This window comes from Acidipila rosea, assembly GCF_004339725.1.
Classification (GTDB): domain Bacteria; phylum Acidobacteriota; class Terriglobia; order Terriglobales; family Acidobacteriaceae; genus Acidipila; species Acidipila rosea.
In genome coordinates, this window is sequence record NZ_SMGK01000004.1 from 25,529 (window position 1) to 41,624 (window position 16,096).

A 16,096-nucleotide genomic window follows, 5' to 3' on the forward strand; every position below is an offset into this window, starting at 1 on the left:
GCCCAGGCTGCCGGGCATGGTGAATGCCCGGCAGTCTGGAGTTGTCTAGCGTGCGCCTACGGTCTGGGGTTCGCGAAGCCAGCCGTAGAGCGGGAAGCGGTTGGCCAGCTCAAGCACCTGGCCGCGGATGTGGCTGAGCGCCTGCGAGTCGTTGCGCTTCGCCAGCGCCTCGTCAATCCAGTCGGCAATGAGGATCATTTCGGCTTCCTTCATGCCGCGTGTCGTCAATGCGGGAGTGCCGATGCGGATGCCGCTGGGCTTGAGCGGAGGATTAACGTCGTAGGGAATTGCGTTCTTGTTGACGGTGATACCGGCTTCGCCGAGTGCATGCTCCGCCTCACTGCCGAGAATGCCCTTGCTGAAGACATCCACCAGCATCAGGTGCGTGTCCGTGCCACCGGAGATGATGTGGTGGCCGCGAGCTGCCAGCTCCGTGGCGAGCACGCGCGCGTTGGCTACGATCTGCTGCGCATACTGCTTGAAGTCGGGCTCCAGTGCTTCTTTGAAAGCAACGGCCTTGGCCGCCATGATGTGTACCAGCGGGCCGCCCTGCTGACCCGGGAAGACGCTCTTATCGATCGATGCGGCGAACTGCTGCTGCGCCAGTATGAGCCCGGAACGCGGTCCGCGAAGTGTCTTGTGGGTGGTGGTGGTGACGATGTGCGCGTGCGGCACTGGCGAAGGATGCGCGCCCCCGGCAACGAGACCGGCGAAGTGAGCCATATCGACCAGCAGCAGAGCCCCAACCTTGTCGGCGATTTCGCGCATGCGGGGAAAGTCAAAGATGCGCGGATAGGCGCTGCCACCGCCAATGATGAGCTTCGGCTTCTCGCGCTCGGCGATCGACTCGAGTTCGTCGTAATCGATCTGCTCAGTGTCCTTCCGGACCGTGTAGGAAGCGACACGGTAAAGCTTGCCGGAGAAGTTCAGCTTGTGGCCATGCGTCAGGTGACCGCCATGGGCCAGGTCCAGCCCGAGAATGGTGTCGCCGGGCTGCAGAACCGCCATGTAGGCTGCGGCGTTGGCCTGCGAGCCGGAGTGGGGCTGCACGTTCGCGTGTTCGGCGCCAAAGAGCTGTTTGGCGCGGTCGCGGGCAAGATTCTCCACCACATCGGCGAACTCGCAGCCGCCGTAGTAGCGGCGTCCCGGGTACCCCTCGGCATACTTGTTCGTGAACACGGAGCCTGCTGCTTCAAGGACAGCCTGGCTGACGAAGTTCTCCGAAGCGATCATTTCGAGGCCCTCATGCTGGCGGTGGACCTCGTTATCAATGGCTGCGGCGATCTCGGGATCGGATGCGGAGAGGGGCTTTGAAAGGCGATCGTACATGAGGAAATTCTAGCTTTTTAAGGGGAAATTGTCGCAGATTCGATAATTATTATTACCTGATAATCATTATCCGGTAAAAGCGGCCGGAACCAGAGATTGCCGGCTCACGTATACCTCAACAGCCAAGAGTACGGAGGAGGCGGGATGAAGTTTAAGGCAGTTCCCATTGCTGTTTTTGCATTGATGGTGGTCACTGGCTGCCGTGTGCAGGTGGACAACGATAAAAATGGCCAGGAAAAGAACGTGAAGGTGGATACTCCGCTTGGCGCCATGCACGTGCAGACGAATAACACCAGTGCTGCGGATATGGGTCTGCCTGTTTATCCCGGAGCGAAGGTGACGTCGGGGGATGGCGACAGCAAGTCTGCCGATGTCCACGTGGGGGTGGGGCCGTGGCAGCTCCGCGTAAAAGTGGTCAATTACCAGACGCAGGATTCTGAGGATAAGGTCATTGATTTCTATAGAAAAGCCCTGGGGCGCTATGGCGATGTGATCGAGTGCCGCGGCAGCAAGCCGGTGGGGACGCCGACCGCGACCCGAGAGGGTTTGACGTGCGAGGACAAGGGCAGCAGCCACCACAACCAGGTGCAGATAAGCAGTGACAGAGTGGGCCTCAAGGCCGGTTCGGAACGCCGCCAGCACCTGATGGAGATCAAGCGCAGCGGTGTGAATGGAACCGACTTCACTCTGGTTGCCCTGGAACTGCCCGGAGATATGGAGAGCCCGGGTGAGAGTCAATAGTCAGATTGCCCGGCGCGCGCGGTGCTGATAGGGTCAAAGGTGGATGGAAACCATTTGCCACCGCTGCGGCGCAACTCTGCACTCACCGGATATCTATTGCCCAGTCTGCGGCTCACCGCAGTTGCGCGTGCTGGCGGATGACGAGGCTGCGAATCCGGCCAATGGTGGCGCAGGTGAGGGGCATCCGGCATTTGATTCGCGGTTGATCTCCTGGCGGACAGCGGTGAAGGTAGCGCTGCTGGTGGCGTTGCCCGTGGGTGCGCTCAGTTCGCTGCTCAATTTCGGGGTGTTGTGGGTCATCGCCGGAGGAATCGCGGCTGTCGCGCTCTATCGTCGCAAGACGCTGCGGCTGGTGAACCAGCGGGCAGGCTGGCGGATCGGCGGTCTTGCAGGGATTCTTGCGGCTTTTATTGCCACTGTTTTTGATGGGCTGACGATGCTCTTTGAGCGCTATGTGCAGCACAACGGCGGGGTGATCGATCAGCGACTGCAAACGCTGGTGCAGCAGGCAACGGATCACATGGTGCAGTCAAACCCCGAGGCAGCAGCACAGATCCCATGGTTTATTCACTTCTGGTTGTCCCCGGACGGCCACGCGGCGGTGGTCCTGATGATGGCCATCTTCTCCGCGGTTTCCATGGCGCTGTTCTCGGCAGTGGGCGGCGCAGTCGGGGCGCGCTTCTTTGCCGCGAAGACCAGCGCGGCGCATAACTCCTAGGCGCTTGCCCGCTGGTGCGGCGCACCCGTATCATCGCCCGAAGGAACTTTTTCTATGACAGAGACACAGACCGGGACAAAGCCTGTGCTGCGCGACAAGGGCCGCCTGATGTCGGCCTCCGAGATCGAGCGTACGCTTGTCCGGCTCGCTCACGAGATCGTCGAGAAGAACAATGGCGGAGCCAATCTTGGGCTGGTCGGCGTAAAGCGGCGCGGCGTGCCGCTGGCCGAGCGGCTGGCCAAGCTGATTGCGGGCATCGAGAAGCATCCGGTCGATACCGGCGTGCTCGATATCAGCTTCTACCGGGACGACCTGTCGACGCACGATGTGCGTCCGGTGGTGCACAAGGGCGAAGTCGGCTTCGATGTGAATGGCCGCGACATCATCCTGGTGGACGATGTGCTCTACACGGGCCGGACGGTGCGGGCGGCTCTCGATGCGCTGTTTGACCATGGCAGGCCGCGCCGCGTGCAGCTGCTGGTGCTGATCGACCGTGGCCATCGCGAGCTACCCATCGAGGCAAGCTTTGTCGGGCGTCATGTGCCGACCAGCAGCCGCGAGATTGTCGAAGTGAAGCTCCGGGAGATCGACGGCGACGAGCAGGTGGTGCTGGTCGAGCGCGTCGATTGAACTTCTACCTTGTACCGAGAAGCTGCAATGGCATGGCCGCGAAGTACTCCGGTCTGGCCTCAAAGCACGAAGAACGCGAAATAGAAACAGCGAATGACAAAGACTAAGACCGCACCTCGCAAATCAGCTCCCGATACCCCTGACGCCGCTGTTGTTCCTTCCCGTTCGCTGCTGTCTGTGACCAGCCTCAGGGTTGCAGATGTTGCGGAGATCATGCAGCTGGCGACCGAGCTCGAGGACGAAGATCCGGCTGCGCGGGCGCAGCGGCTCTACAAGCGGCGCGTGGCGCTGCTGTTCTACGAGTCGAGCACGCGGACTCGCACCTCTTTTGAACTGGCGGCCAAGGGGCTCGGCGCAGATACGACGCTGGTGAGCGCGCTCTCCTCCAGCATTGAAAAAGGCGAATCGCTCAAGGACACGGGCATCACGCTGCGGGCGCTGGGAGCGGAGTGCATCATTCTGCGCCATCCGCAATCTGGCGCGCCCTACCTGCTGGAGCGGGAGACGAAGCTGCCGATTTTGAATGCCGGTGACGGCATGCACGAGCACCCTTCGCAGGCGCTGCTGGACCTGAGAACGATGCTCGCGCACCTGCATAAGCCGAAGCATGCGGTGACGGAAACCTCCCTGAGCGGATATACAGTGACGATCTGCGGAGATATTTTTCACAGCCGGGTGGCGCGCTCGAACATGCTGCTGCTGCCGAAACTGGGGGCGCAGGTAATCCTCTCGGGGCCGACGGCGCTGCTGCCGGAGGTTGCGGCGACGGTGGGGCCGGGAATCACGATCGAGCGCGACTTCGATAAGGCTCTTGCTCAGTCACAGGTCGTGATGATGCTGCGCATCCAGGCCGAGCGGCTGGCCGGGCGTCATATCGATCTCGAAGAGTACAAGGTGCGCTACCAGTTGAACGGCGGACGTCTTGCGCCGCACAAAGAACTGCTGGTGATGCATCCTGGGCCTATTATTCGCGGACTTGAGCTGACGAGCGAGGTTGCCGATGGGCCTCAATCCGCCATTGCCGAACAGGTTCGCAATGGTGTGGCCGTGCGCATGGCGCTGGTGGCGCGTGCGCTTGGCGCGGAGAAGGCGAAAAAGACCGGCGCCGTAAAGGCAACGAAAGGAAAACGCGCATGAAGCCAATCCTGATTCGCGGAGGCCGGCTGGTGGACCCTGCCTCCGGCATCGATTCACCCCGCGACCTGCTGTTGCGGGATGGGCGTGTAGCTGCGGTGGAGGCGCCGGGCAAGCTGAACTCGGCCATCAAGAGCGAGGGCGCTGAGGTTGTGGAGGCCAAAGGGCTGGCTGTGTCGCCAGGGCTCGTGGATATTCACGTACATCTGCGTGAGCCAGGCCAGGGCTACAAAGAGACGATCGCGAGCGGGACGGCAGCAGCAGCAGCGGGTGGGTTTACCGCAGTCTGCGCAATGCCGAACACCATCCCGGTGAATGACTCAGTGGAGACGACACGATGGATGCAGGCCGCTGAGCGGGGCGCGGCGATTCGCGTGTTTCCCATTGCGGCGGCGACGCGTGGTTCGATGGGCGAGGCGCTGACAGAGTACGGCGCGCTGAAGGCGGCGGGCGCAGTCGCAGTGACCGATGACGGCAAGCCGATTCTGGGCGACGCGATCATGCGGCAGGCGCTCTCGACGTCTGCGCGCGCGGGGTTGCCGGTGATCCAGCATGCGGAAGATACGCGGCTGACGGGCGGCTGCTCGATGAACGCGGGGGCGCTGGCGTTTCGGCTGGGACTGCGTGGGATGCCGATCGAAGCGGAGTCCGGACTGGTGGAGCGCGATCTGCGGCTGCTGGCGGAGTTGAAGGACAGCCGGGCTCATTTGCATGTGGCGCATCTATCGACAGCCGCGGCGCTCGACGCGGTGAAGCGTGCCCGCCGGAACGGCCTGCGGGCTACCTGCGAGGTGGCGCCGCACCACTTCATCCTTACGGAAGAGGCGGTCGGCAACTACGATACGCACGCGAAGATGAATCCGCCACTGCGAGCGGAGCGCGACCGGGCAGCGGTGTTGCAGGGCATTCTCGATGGCACGGTGGACTGCATTGCCACCGATCATGCGCCGCACGCCGCACACGAGAAAGAGCAGGAGTTCGAACGGGCGCCAAATGGCATTACCGGCCTCGAAACTGCGCTGGGATTGACGATGGCGGTGCTGCACGGCAAGCACAAGCTGCCGGTAAGCCGCGTGATCGCGCTGCTGAGTACCCAGCCGGCGACGGTGCTGGGGCTGAAGGGCCGCGGCAGCCTGGCGGTGGGAAGCTTCGCCGATGTAGTGATTTTTGATCCAGCGGAGCAATGGATTTTCCGTGCGGCGGATTCGAAGTCGAAGTCGAAAAATACCCCCTTCGATGGCTGGACAATGGAGGGACGGGTGAAGCTGACGATCAGCGAAGGGCGCGTGGCGTACCGGGCCTGAGCTGTTTGGCGGTGGGAGCGTTTCCGCAGAGGGCCTCTATCGGCTAAAGTGGTAGGCAATGCGAACGCTTCTCCTTGCCGTCCTTTTTGCCATGCTGCCGTCTGCTTTTGCCCAGCAGAAGGCAGATGTTCCCACCCCGATGACCGCTGCGCAGAAGCAGCAGATGGCTGATGAGGTGCGGCGGCAGTTTCTGCTGGCCTGGAACGGCTATCGCCAGTATGCGTGGGGGCATGATGAACTGCACCCGATCAGCCACAAGCCCGAGGACTGGTACAAAGTTCCGCTGCTGATGACGCCGGTCGATGCGCTGGATACGATGCTGGTGATGGGACTCGACCGGCAGGCGGATGAAGCGCGCAGGCTGATCGACACGAAGCTGAATTTCAACCAGGACATCTACGTCAAGGATTTCGAGATCACGATCCGGCTGCTGGGCGGTCTGATGTCGAGCTACGAAATGACGGGTGACAAACGGTTGCTCGCATTGGCGGACGAGCTTGGCACGCGGATGCTGCCGATGTTCAACTCGCCGACCGGCATGCCGTATGAGTACGTCAACCTGCGTACAGGTGCGGTGAAGGGCGCGAACAGCAATCCCGCCGAGGTGGGCTCGCTGCTGCTGGAGTATGGCACACTGGCGAAGCTGACAGGCAAGCAGATCTACTACAAGAAGGCGAAGCGCGCGGTGATGGAACTGTACCGGCGGCGTTCGCGCAAGACTGGCCTGGTGGGCGACGGGATTAACGTCGAGACGGGCATGTGGACGGGAACGAGTGCGGGTATTCGCGGCGGCATCGATTCTTATTATGAATATCTGCTGAAGTGCGCGATTCTGTTTCACGATAAGGATTGTCAGCGGATGTGGGACGAGAGCAAGGCATCGAACGCCAAGTATCTCGCCGATCAGAGACCAGATGGCCTGTGGTACGGGCAGGCCAATATGAATACGGGGAAGCGCACGACAACGGATTATGGGGCGCTCGATGCATTCTATCCGGCGGTGCTGGCGCTCTCAGGCGATGTAGAGGATGCGGCACGGCTGCAGGCTTCAAGCTATGCGATGTGGAATTTTGCCGGAGTTGAGCCGGATACCTTCGATTATGCGAAGCACAAGATAACTGACCCCGCTTATCCGCTGCGTCCGGAGATTATCGAATCGACCTACTACCTCTACCACTACACCGGCGATGCGAAGTACCTGGCGATGGGGCAGACCTATTTCAATGCGCTGATGAAGTATTGCCGCACGGATGTGGGTTTTGCGGCATTGGCGAATGTGGAGACGAAGCAGAAGGACGACCACATGGAGAGCTTCTTCTTCGCCGAGACGCTGAAGTATATGTACCTGCTGTTTGCGCCACCATCGACGCTTGATTTCAATTCCATCGTGTTCAACACGGAGGCGCATCCGCTGCGGCGTGACATGAAGGTGGCGGCGCCGAAGTAGCGGTTAAGACCAGTCGTCCTGAACCTGGCTGGAGCGCTCGTTGAGCACTTGCTCAAAGGCGGCGTGCTTTTTGACGTAGATGTCGGAGAAGTTGCCGTCCTGGCGGAGCAGCACTGCCTGCAGGCGGACGAGTTCGAGCAGCGCGAGGAACATGGCGATGACGGCCTTCTCTGTGCGCGTGTTGGCAAGCAGGCGGCGCAGCGAGACGGGCTTGTCTTCCATGACCAGGCGACGGCGGACGTAGTCGATCATCTGGCCGACGGTGACGGTATCTTCCTCGACGTCAAGGACGGGGCGGCTGCGGGCGCGCTCAAGTATCTCCTGAAAAACGCGAATGAGATCGCCGGTGTCGGCGGCGATCTCCTGATCTGAGCCGCCCTCATTGCGGAAGTAGCGCATGCCGGGATTCGTCCAGGTCGAGGCCTCGATCAGCTGCCTCTCGGCCAGCATCTGCGCGGCATTCTTGAAGCGCTCGTGTTCGAGGAGGCGCTCGACGAGTTCCATGCGCGGGTCTTCAGCGGCGGCATCGGTCTCGACAGGCGAACGCGGCAAGAGCATGCGGCTCTTGATGTGGATGAGCAGCGAGGCGGTGTAGATGAACTCGCCCGCGGCGTCGATGTCGGTCTGCTTGAGCTGCTCCACATAGGCGAGGAACTGCGCGGTGATCTTCGCGATGGGAATGTCGTAGATGTCGATGTCCTGCTTGCGGATGAGGTCGAGCAGGAGATCGAGCGGGCCGTCGTAAACGCGGCCCACGGTGATGTTGAAGGGTGAGGCTGTGTCCTTGTCGGCGCTTTTCTGCCTGGCGCTGTCAGGCTGCGGAGTCTTCTCCGCAGCGGGAACCGGCCTTTGCTCGTCGGTCATTGGGCCGGCTCGCTGAGGCCGATGGCCGCACGCACCTGGTGCATGGTTTCCTCGGCGCGGAGAGCGGCGCGCTTTGCGCCGGTGTTCAGGATGTCCTGCACCAGAGCCGGTTCAGCCTCATACCTGGCGCGGCGCTCCTGCATGGGAGCGAGGTCTGCGACGACGGCATCGGCGAGCCAGCCCTTGCACTCGATGCAGCCAATGCCTGCCGTGGTGCAGCCTTCGCGGGCCTTCTGCTGGGTCTCTCCGCTTGAAAAGACCTTGTGCAGGTCGAAGACGGGGCAGACTTCAGGGTTGCCGGGATCGCTGCGGCGGATGCGCGCCGGGTCAGTGACCATCGGCTTGAGCTTCTGACGGATGACCGGCTCGGGATCGGTGAGCAGAATGGTATTGCCGTAGCTCTTGGACATTTTGCGGCCATCGGTGCCGGGGAGCTTGGGCGAGGGGGTGAGGAGCACCTGCGGCTCGCGCAGAACGTCTGTACGGTAGAGCGAATTGAAGCGGCGTGCGACCTCGCGCGTCAGTTCGACGTGCGCCACCTGGTCCTGACCGACAGGGACATGAAGCGGCTGGCCTGGCGTTCCGTAGAGCAGGATGTCGGCGGACTGGAGCAGGGGATAGCCGAGGAAGCCGTAGGTGGTCAGGTCCTTGCCGGTGATGTTCTCCTGCTGCTCCTTATAGGTGGGCACGCGCTCAAGCCAGCCCAGCGGGGTAATCATGGAGAGGGCAAGGTGCAGTTCGGCGTGCTGCTTGACGTGACTCTGGACAAAGATGGTGCAGTTCTCGGGATCGAGGCCGGCGGCGAGCCAGTCGAGGGCGACGTCGAGGGTGTTCTGCCTGACCTGGGAGGGATCGGCGTAATCGGTGGTCAGAGCGTGCCAGTCGGCGATAAAGAAGTAGCAATCGTATTGGTGCTGGAGGCGTATCCAGTTGTGGAGGGCTCCCATGTAGTTGCCCAGATGGAGTTTGCCCGTGGGGCGCATTCCGCTCAATACGCGGCCTGTTGGAGAATTGTTCGGCACTGTTTCCTTCACTCTTGCCCGAAGCCTGCTTCCGGTAGTTTTGCTTATTGTACGGAAAGGCCGCCTGCTGCAGTAGCATGAGGGGACTGACAATGAAGAAATTCCTCCGCATCCTGCTCGGCTTCGCTCTGCTGCAGGTGGCGTTCTTTATCTGGCGCGTTGCGCGGATGAGGCGCGTTCACCGGGACTTCCGCCAGATCGTCGCTGATGCGCATCAGATGATGACGCAGCCGCTCTTCATGCTGCGGCATACGCCGATCACGCCCTTGCTGCTGCTGCTGACCATCTTCTTCCTGGTGCTCATTACGTGGGGCTCGACTGTATCGCGGCGGGTGATACGGCGGCTGCTGAAGAAGACCAGTCTCGACCAGGGGCAGCAGTATGCCATCGAAGTGGTCACCGGGTATGTGGTCTTCTTTCTGGGAATCGTGGTGGCGCTGCAGAGCGCAGGGATCAACCTGAGCAGCTTTGAGGTGCTGGGCGGCGCGGTGGGCATCGGCGTCGGCTTTGGTCTGCAGAATATTGTCAGCAACTTCATGGCGGGGCTCATCCTGCTGGCGGAGCGGCCTATCAAGCTGGGCGACCGCGTCGAGGTGGACGGGCTGCTGGGCGACGTCACCCGCATTGCAGCGCGCAGCACCTGGGTGCGCACCAACGAGAACATCATCATCATCGTGCCTAACTCAGAGTTCATTGCAAAAAGGGTGACCAACTGGACGGCCAGCGAGAAGGAGACGCGTTTCGCTCTACCGATCGGAGTGGGATATTCGAGTGACCTGGCGCTGGTGCGGAGGCTGCTGCTGAAGGTGGCGGCAGAGAACAAGGATGTGCTGAAAACGCGGAATTCAGAGGTGGTGCTGATTGAATTCGGCGACAGCTCCATCAACTTTGAGCTGTGGGTATGGACGGAGACGCAGGTGAGGACGCCGAAGATACTGAAGAGCGATCTCTACTTCGCCATGCACAGGGAGTTTGTCGAGCACGGCATCGAGATACCGTTCCCGCAACGGGATCTGCATCTTCGTTCGGCGGACGGGCTGTTGAAGGTGGTGCAGACTCCGGCAGAGGACGCTGCACCACAAAGCTGAGGGGTGGGCGTAGTGCTAAAGCGCCATCATGACCTGGTAGACGAGCTTCATTGCCGGGTTGACCATCCAGTTCACGATAGGCGCGCCGATGAAGATCATCAGGATCAGGCTAATCATGCCCAGCCGGTCGTAGAGTTGGAGCGCTTTGTAGGGCAGCATATGACGAAGAATATGCGAGCCGTCGAGCGGCGGCAGGGGCAGCAGGTTAAAGGCCGCCAGAAAGAGATTCAACACCACGCTCAGGTAGAACAGGATCGCCAGGGGAAAGACGGTCGGGTTTGAAGCCATGAGCTGGGGATCGATGCCGCCCATGGCGACATCGCGGACGGCAAGGGCGCCCGCGGGAGAGAGCTTGGCCATCAGAACCAGCCCGATCAATGCGGCGATGGCGGCGACTACGTTGCTTACGGGCCCGGCGAGGGTGGTGAGAATGTCGTCGCGGGTGATGTTCTTGAAGTTGCGGGTAGTAACGGGCGTGGGCTTGGCCCAGCCGATAAGGAAGCGGCCATAAGAGCCGAGGAAGAGCATCGCCAGGGGAATCAGCACCGTCCCAAGCGGGTCAATGTGCTTCATCGGGTTCAGGGTTACGCGACCGAGCATCCGCGCCGTGGGGTCGCCGAGGCGCGAAGCCATCCATCCGTGCGCCGCCTCGTGGAGGCTGAGCGAGAAGACGAGAATCACATACTCGAAGATCTTGAGGACGATTTCCTGCTGATTCATAGTTCAGTCTGATCGTAGCAGGTGAGTTAGGAATCAGTGGTTATTGCGGCAGGGTCTCACTGGTGGTCATGGAGCGCGCGCTCTCGTTGCCATCGCGGTCAATGGCGCTGACAGAGTAGGTGTAAACGGCGCCGGGCGCGGGGGTCGTGTCGCGATAGGAGGGAGTCGCCACGGGTTTGCTGCCGGAGATACGAACGGCAGGCAGGCTGCTCTGGCTGCGATAGACGATGTAGCCGGCGAGGTCTGCGTCGGAGTCCGGGGTCCAGGAGAGATCGATCGCGTGACCCTGCTGGTCGGCTACTGACTCGAGGCCGCTGGGAACCGCTGGTGGATAGATGTCGCGTGCATCGATAGTGACAGGCAGGCTGGGGCTGCTGGCGACCTCAACCAGATGTCCGCCAAGGTTGAGCGCGAGCACCCGCTGCACGGTGTAGCGATAGGACTGGTCGAAGGCGGGCTGCTTGTCGAGGGCCTGGCTGACATTGCTGGGAACGGCGAGGGTCTGCTCGGTCGGGGTTTTGAGCCGGAAGCTATCGCTGTTGGCGGCCCTGGGAGCTGAGGGGCTAACGGTCGTGCGCTGAATGCGTATGGATGTGTCCGCGGGCTGAGCCGGAGCAGGCTGCCAGGTGAGCAGGATGCCCTGGGGGACAGTCTTCGCCGAAAGCGCGGCGACCGGCGCTGGGGCATCGCCGCTGGCGGTCCAGGCGGGGTTGGATGGTCCAGCGCTGCGGCCAAACCTGTTGCGAAGCTCAACATGATAAGTGAGCAGGGCTGGCTGACCTTTCGCCTCGGCTGCGGGCAGAGTGTCGGTGAACTCAGCCGGTTTGCCGGGAGCGGCATGAAGGGTTCCTGCGGTTTCGCAGATTTTGCCGGCGGGTTCGCGGCAGATGTGCACGTCCTGATCGCTGACGAGGGTGATCTTATCGGTCGTGCGCCTGGTCATCGTCCAGTGCAGGCTGACCTTATCTCCAGTGCGGACGGCGGTGAGGTCCTTGACCGGATTGGGGAGCATGAGGCTGGGTGGCTGAGGGTTCGCGGGCATGCCGCAACCGGCGAGGGTGAGAGCAGCCGGGATGATGGTGAGCGAAAAGGCGGCCAGCACGCGCAACTTCATGACAAGACTAAGAGTAGTGCATTTCAAGCCCCCCGGGATAAGACCGGCGCGGTACGCCTCATCAGGAATGCAAAAGCAGATCAGGAAAGCGAAAGCAAGTCAGGAACGCAAAAGCAGATCTGCCAGTGCCGGGCCAATCTCAGGATGCTCAAAGCGGAAACCGGCGGACTCGATCTTCTGAGGGAGCGCGCGGGTGCTGGAGAGCAGTGCGGCGTCGGCCATTTCGCCAAGGGCGAGACGCAGGGCAAAGGCCGGCGCGGGCATGATCGCCGGGCGGTGGAGGGCGTGGCCGAGCGCGCGGGTGTAGTCCGAGTTGCGAATGGGATGAGGAGCGACGACGTTGACGGGGCCGGAAATCTCAGGGTTCTCGATGAGATGAAGCACCATGCGGACGAGATCGCCGAGGGTGATCCAGCTCATCCACTGGGCTCCGTCTCCCAGTTTGCCCCCGAGCCCGGCTTTGAAGAGAGGAAGCACCTTGGCGAGTGCGCCGCCGTGAGGATCGAGTACGACGCCGAAACGGGTGTGGACGACGCGGATGCCTGCTGCAGTTGCGGGATCGGCGGCTGCCTCCCAGGCGCGACAGGTTTCAGCCAGGAAGCCAACGCCGGGTGCGGACTGCTCCGTCAGCTTCTCTTCGCCGCGGTCGCCGTAGATGCCTACAGCCGAGGCGGTCACCAGCACGGCTGGCGGACGGCGGAGGGACTGGAGCAGGCGCACGATGGCGTGGGTGGATTCGACGCGGCTGGCGAAAATCTCCTTTTTATAAGCAGGCGTCCAGCGATGCGCGGCCAGATTTGCCCCGGAGAGATGAATCGCGGCGCGGGCGCCTTCAAGGGGCGACAGGTCGGCCAGCGGCTGGGTGGAAGAGGGATCCCAGTGGACGGAACCCGCCGATTCGGCCTTTCCGCGGACAAGCTTCACGACTCTTGCACCCTCACCGGAGAGGGTGTGGGTGAGAGCGACGCCAATCATTCCAGATCCGCCGCTCAGGATGATGCGTTCTTCCATTAGGGCCATTTTGCTCACTCTTCTCTTCTGAGATTAGGTGCTATTGGGATGCGGGTGAACCGAGATATTCATGTGGTTAAACGTGGCGGGGAATAATTTAACTAAGATGAATAACTATTTTGATGAGAAGAACACAGTTTTAAGGAATTGCATCAGACTGGATATAGACAGAGGATCTCTCCATGGAAAAGACAAACGCAGTAGCTCCGGTTCAGGTGGATCAAGAGAGTGCTGAGAGCTTCATCGCGGAAAAGCATATCGGCGAGCGCATCAAGCGCCTGAGGCTTAAGAAGTCAATGGGGCTGGTGGAACTGGGACGCCATACAGGGCTTTCAGCGAGCTTCCTATCGCAGCTGGAGACGGGGCGAGTGGTGCCGACGCTGCGGAACCTGGCTCGGATTGCGATGGTTTTCAGCAAGGATCTGTCGTATTTCTTCGAGACAGAGCCACATACGCTTTTCCGTGTTCACAAAAAGAAGGAACGCGTGCGTTTGCCGCAGACGGGAGTCGATGATCCGACTTACTTCTTCGAGAGCCTTGGCTACATGGTGCCTGATCGGCAGCTCGACCCCTATTTTGCTGAATTCGTTCCGCTGAAGAAGAGCACGGACGTTCGCCCGCATGTGCATCCGGGCTTCGAGTTCCTGTTTGTGCTGGAGGGGGAACTGGAGATCCGGCACGCGGAAAAGGTTCATATTCTTGAATCCGGCGACGGGGTTTACTTCGATGCGAGCACGCCACACTCCTATCGCTGCGCGGGCAAGGAGCCGACCCAGGCGATTATTGTGACCATGCACCAACAGGCAGCTGCTCAGCCTGCCATGAACCTGCGCCCGATGGGGTCGGCGCTGGGAGCGCGCGCGACGCAGCCGCGCGTTGCAGCCAATGCAGCCAAGGGCAACCTCCCGGGAGCGCCGTCTCCCTCGACGACCGCGCCCTTGCGGCCGCAGGATCGCAGCTAGCTTCTCAAAGGCGGGAACCGGAGCGGGTTTGACATAACTCTGTCCCGATTTCCCGCCGTGTTCTGTGTTGTTCTCAGGTTCCCGCATCGTGAAATATTCGGCGTCATGATTCCAGTCCAGCTAAACTGAAAGACTGGCAAAAACATGAGCGTGCGCGAAAAAAGCGGGAACACAAATTCTCACCACGACAAATCTTCCAGCGTAATGGCAAGGCCCCGGCGCGGGATGCTGGCCAATGAGCCGATGCTGATGCTGGCGCTTTCAGTGGTTGCGCTTTACTATGGCCGACCGGTTCTGATGCCGCTGGCGATGGCGCTGACGCTCAATTTCCTGCTTGCGCCTGTGGTGATCCTGCTGCAGAAGGTGCGTGTGGGACGGCTGCCGGCTGTAGTTCTGGTGATGGTTTTTGCGACGACTGTGGTGGGCGGGGTGGGCTGGATTGTAGCCAGGCAGCTGCTCAACGTGGCAAGCGATCTGCCGAACTATCGTCTGAATATCCACGACAAGATGGATGCCCTGCATATGCCGAAGGACGGCGCATTGGGGCGGGCGCTGACGAGCATGGGCGAGGTCGGGCAGGAGATCTCCGGCACACAGACGGTGGACTCCCATCCGATACAGCGCTCCCATATGACACGCAAAGCGCGTGAGGAGGCGAAGGCCGAAGCAGAGGCGCATCCGAAACCGTCGCTGGTAACAGTGGTGCCACCGCCCATCACCGAGCGAGAGTACCTGCGGCAGTTTGTGACGCCGGTGCTGCGGCCGCTGGGCACGGCCACCATGGTGATCATCTTCACCTTCTACATGCTGCTGAAGCGCGAAGACCTGCGTAACCGCCTGCTGCTGCTGGCCGGGGCCGGGCGGCTGAATGTGATGACGCAGGCGCTGAACGACGCGGCGCAGCGAATCAGCAGCTTTCTGGTGATGAATGCGGTCGTGAATGCGGCGTACGGCGTAGTCTTCGGCGTGGGGCTTTACCTGCTGCACGTCCCGAACGCGACGCTGTGGGGCGCGCTCGCAGGGCTGCTGCGGCTGGTGCCGTATGCAGGAACGCTTGTGGGGGGCTCGCTGCCGTTTCTGTATTCACTGGCGGTGTTCGATACATGGGGGCCGCCGCTGTTTGTGCTGCTGCTGTTTGGCGTGCTCGAAATCACGGTGGCGAATTTTGTAGAGCCGTGGCTTTATGGCAGCCACACGGGGATTTCGTCCCTTGCCCTGTTGATTACGGCAGTCGTATGGACGCTGCTATGGGGGATTCCCGGGCTGGTGCTGGCGACTCCGTTGACGGTATGTCTGATCGTGCTGGGCCGCTACGTGCCGCAGATGAGCTTTCTGCATGTGCTGCTGGGGGATGAGGCCGAGTTGACGCCGGATGCCCACTTCTACGAGCGTTTGCTGGCCATGGATCAGGCTGAGGCGCACGCGATAGCCGATCGCTATCTTGAGGGGCGCACGTCTCTTGAACTCTATGACGCCGTTCTGTTGCCCGCCCTGTGCCTGGTGGAGCAGGATCGCCATAAGGGCGTTCTCGATGAGGTGAGATCGGCCTTTATGCTGCAGTCGATTACAGAACTGACGGCGGAGCTGATGGCCTTCGATACTGGCTTGGAGCGCAAGGGCTGTCCGATCGTATGTATCCCGGCGAACGAGCAGACGGACCAAGTGGCGGCCGCAATGCTGGCGCAGGTGCTTGAGCAGTCCGGACACAACACGATGATGCTGCCGGTGGTCTCGCTGTCGGATGAGATACTGGCGCGGCTCGCAGCGGAGCCGGAGACCTCGATCTGCATCTCGGCGCTGCCTCCTTTCGCCTTTGCACGTGCGCGGGCCCTGTGCCAGCGGCTTCGCGAGCAGCTGCCGCAGAACAAAATCGTGCTGGGGCTGTGGGGCTCAAACGCGAACCTGGATTCCATGCGGGAAAGGTTCGGGACGGCACGTCCGGATGCCGTAGTGAAGACCCTGGCCCAGGCAAGCAATGAGTTGAAACAGTGTGAACGAGTAGCAGTGTGATC

General features: G+C 61.4%; 15 protein-coding genes. 9 read left to right on the plus strand and 6 right to left on the minus strand.

All coding sequences use genetic code 11. The features are described from left to right. Positions 1-45 precede the first annotated feature (45 nt). Positions 46-1,329: a serine hydroxymethyltransferase gene (gene glyA, locus C7378_RS12275; protein WP_131997074.1), complete on the minus strand. Its 1,284-nt coding sequence runs from the start codon at positions 1,327-1,329 to the stop codon at positions 46-48. 144 nt (positions 1,330-1,473) lie between these two features. Here glyA and C7378_RS12280 point away from each other — a divergent pair, with 144 nt between their 5' ends. The 6 genes from C7378_RS12280 to C7378_RS12305 all read left to right on the plus strand — a co-directional run bounded on the left by C7378_RS12280 (position 1,474) and on the right by C7378_RS12305 (position 7,303). Then, positions 1,474-2,070, plus strand: coding sequence for a hypothetical protein (locus C7378_RS12280; RefSeq protein WP_131997077.1), 597 nt, complete (start codon positions 1,474-1,476; stop codon positions 2,068-2,070). A 43-nt stretch (positions 2,071-2,113) separates the two neighbouring features. Next, the gene (locus tag C7378_RS12285; protein ID WP_131997080.1) at positions 2,114-2,788 is read left to right on the plus strand and encodes a hypothetical protein; all 675 of its coding nucleotides are present in this window, start codon (positions 2,114-2,116) and stop codon (positions 2,786-2,788) included. 54 nt (positions 2,789-2,842) lie between these two features. Beyond that, entirely contained in the window at positions 2,843-3,418 is a 576-nt protein-coding gene (gene pyrR, locus C7378_RS12290) for a bifunctional pyr operon transcriptional regulator/uracil phosphoribosyltransferase PyrR (RefSeq protein ID WP_279388600.1), read from the plus strand. A gap of 93 nt (positions 3,419-3,511) precedes the next feature. Beyond that, positions 3,512-4,555: an aspartate carbamoyltransferase catalytic subunit gene (locus tag C7378_RS12295; protein WP_131997083.1), complete on the plus strand. Its 1,044-nt coding sequence runs from the start codon at positions 3,512-3,514 to the stop codon at positions 4,553-4,555. Then, positions 4,552-5,856 carry a dihydroorotase gene (locus C7378_RS12300; RefSeq protein ID WP_131997086.1) on the plus strand — a complete coding sequence of 435 codons (1,305 nt, stop codon included), beginning with the start codon at positions 4,552-4,554 and terminating at the stop codon, positions 5,854-5,856. The genes C7378_RS12295 and C7378_RS12300 overlap by 4 nt, the downstream gene beginning before the upstream one ends. A gap of 58 nt (positions 5,857-5,914) precedes the next feature. Further along, positions 5,915-7,303, plus strand: coding sequence for a glycoside hydrolase family 47 protein (locus tag C7378_RS12305; RefSeq protein ID WP_131997089.1), 1,389 nt, complete (start codon positions 5,915-5,917; stop codon positions 7,301-7,303). A 3-nt stretch (positions 7,304-7,306) separates the two neighbouring features. Here C7378_RS12305 and C7378_RS12310 read toward each other — a convergent pair whose 3' ends face one another. Together C7378_RS12310 and trpS are read right to left on the minus strand one after the other, a co-directional pair. Continuing rightward, complete coding sequence (locus tag C7378_RS12310) at positions 7,307-8,167, minus strand: segregation and condensation protein A (RefSeq protein ID WP_131997092.1); 861 nt, start codon at positions 8,165-8,167, stop codon at positions 7,307-7,309. Beyond that, positions 8,164-9,189 (minus strand): tryptophan--tRNA ligase, encoded by a 1,026-nt coding sequence (trpS, locus tag C7378_RS12315; protein WP_243648227.1) that lies wholly within the window; start codon positions 9,187-9,189, stop codon positions 8,164-8,166. Before trpS ends, C7378_RS12310 begins: the two co-directional genes overlap by 4 nt. Positions 9,190-9,281: 92 nt before the next feature. Between trpS and C7378_RS12320 the strand changes: the two genes are divergently transcribed. Further along, entirely contained in the window at positions 9,282-10,277 is a 996-nt protein-coding gene (locus tag C7378_RS12320; protein WP_165876798.1) for a mechanosensitive ion channel family protein, read from the plus strand. Positions 10,278-10,292: 15 nt separating this feature from the next. On the opposite strand, the gene C7378_RS12325 is transcribed toward C7378_RS12320, so the two are convergent. The 3 genes from C7378_RS12325 to C7378_RS12335 all read right to left on the minus strand — a co-directional run bounded on the left by C7378_RS12325 (position 10,293) and on the right by C7378_RS12335 (position 13,131). Continuing rightward, positions 10,293-10,997: a site-2 protease family protein gene (locus C7378_RS12325; protein WP_131997098.1), complete on the minus strand. Its 705-nt coding sequence runs from the start codon at positions 10,995-10,997 to the stop codon at positions 10,293-10,295. Between the two features lie 40 nt (positions 10,998-11,037). Next, entirely contained in the window at positions 11,038-12,111 is a 1,074-nt protein-coding gene (locus C7378_RS12330) for a fibronectin type III domain-containing protein (RefSeq protein ID WP_131997101.1), read from the minus strand. A 99-nt stretch (positions 12,112-12,210) separates the two neighbouring features. Then, positions 12,211-13,131: a TIGR01777 family oxidoreductase gene (locus tag C7378_RS12335; protein ID WP_131997104.1), complete on the minus strand. Its 921-nt coding sequence runs from the start codon at positions 13,129-13,131 to the stop codon at positions 12,211-12,213. Positions 13,132-13,304: 173 nt separating this feature from the next. Between C7378_RS12335 and C7378_RS12340 the strand changes: the two genes are divergently transcribed. Together C7378_RS12340 and C7378_RS12345 are read left to right on the plus strand one after the other, a co-directional pair. Continuing rightward, positions 13,305-14,084 carry a helix-turn-helix domain-containing protein gene (locus C7378_RS12340; protein ID WP_131997107.1) on the plus strand — a complete coding sequence of 260 codons (780 nt, stop codon included), beginning with the start codon at positions 13,305-13,307 and terminating at the stop codon, positions 14,082-14,084. A gap of 204 nt (positions 14,085-14,288) precedes the next feature. Further along, the gene (locus C7378_RS12345; RefSeq protein ID WP_131997110.1) at positions 14,289-16,094 is read left to right on the plus strand and encodes an AI-2E family transporter; all 1,806 of its coding nucleotides are present in this window, start codon (positions 14,289-14,291) and stop codon (positions 16,092-16,094) included. Positions 16,095-16,096 lie beyond the last annotated feature (2 nt).

Coding starts and splice junctions, on each gene's coding strand:
- C7378_RS12280 (WP_131997077.1), top strand. CDS start 1,474: ATGAAGTTTAAGGCAGTTCCCATTGCTGTTTTTGCATTGATGGTGGTC.
- C7378_RS12335 (WP_131997104.1), bottom strand. CDS start 13,131: ATGGCCCTAATGGAAGAACGCATCATCCTGAGCGGCGGATCTGGAATG.
- C7378_RS12345 (WP_131997110.1), top strand. CDS start 14,289: ATGGCAAGGCCCCGGCGCGGGATGCTGGCCAATGAGCCGATGCTGATG.
- C7378_RS12295 (WP_131997083.1), top strand. CDS start 3,512: ATGACAAAGACTAAGACCGCACCTCGCAAATCAGCTCCCGATACCCCT.
- C7378_RS12285 (WP_131997080.1), top strand. CDS start 2,114: ATGGAAACCATTTGCCACCGCTGCGGCGCAACTCTGCACTCACCGGAT.
- C7378_RS12300 (WP_131997086.1), top strand. CDS start 4,552: ATGAAGCCAATCCTGATTCGCGGAGGCCGGCTGGTGGACCCTGCCTCC.
- C7378_RS12325 (WP_131997098.1), bottom strand. CDS start 10,997: ATGAATCAGCAGGAAATCGTCCTCAAGATCTTCGAGTATGTGATTCTC.
- glyA (WP_131997074.1), bottom strand. CDS start 1,329: ATGTACGATCGCCTTTCAAAGCCCCTCTCCGCATCCGATCCCGAGATC.
- C7378_RS12330 (WP_131997101.1), bottom strand. CDS start 12,111: ATGAAGTTGCGCGTGCTGGCCGCCTTTTCGCTCACCATCATCCCGGCT.
- pyrR (WP_279388600.1), top strand. CDS start 2,843: ATGACAGAGACACAGACCGGGACAAAGCCTGTGCTGCGCGACAAGGGC.
- C7378_RS12340 (WP_131997107.1), top strand. CDS start 13,305: ATGGAAAAGACAAACGCAGTAGCTCCGGTTCAGGTGGATCAAGAGAGT.
- C7378_RS12305 (WP_131997089.1), top strand. CDS start 5,915: ATGCGAACGCTTCTCCTTGCCGTCCTTTTTGCCATGCTGCCGTCTGCT.
- C7378_RS12310 (WP_131997092.1), bottom strand. CDS start 8,167: ATGACCGACGAGCAAAGGCCGGTTCCCGCTGCGGAGAAGACTCCGCAG.
- C7378_RS12320 (WP_165876798.1), top strand. CDS start 9,282: ATGAAGAAATTCCTCCGCATCCTGCTCGGCTTCGCTCTGCTGCAGGTG.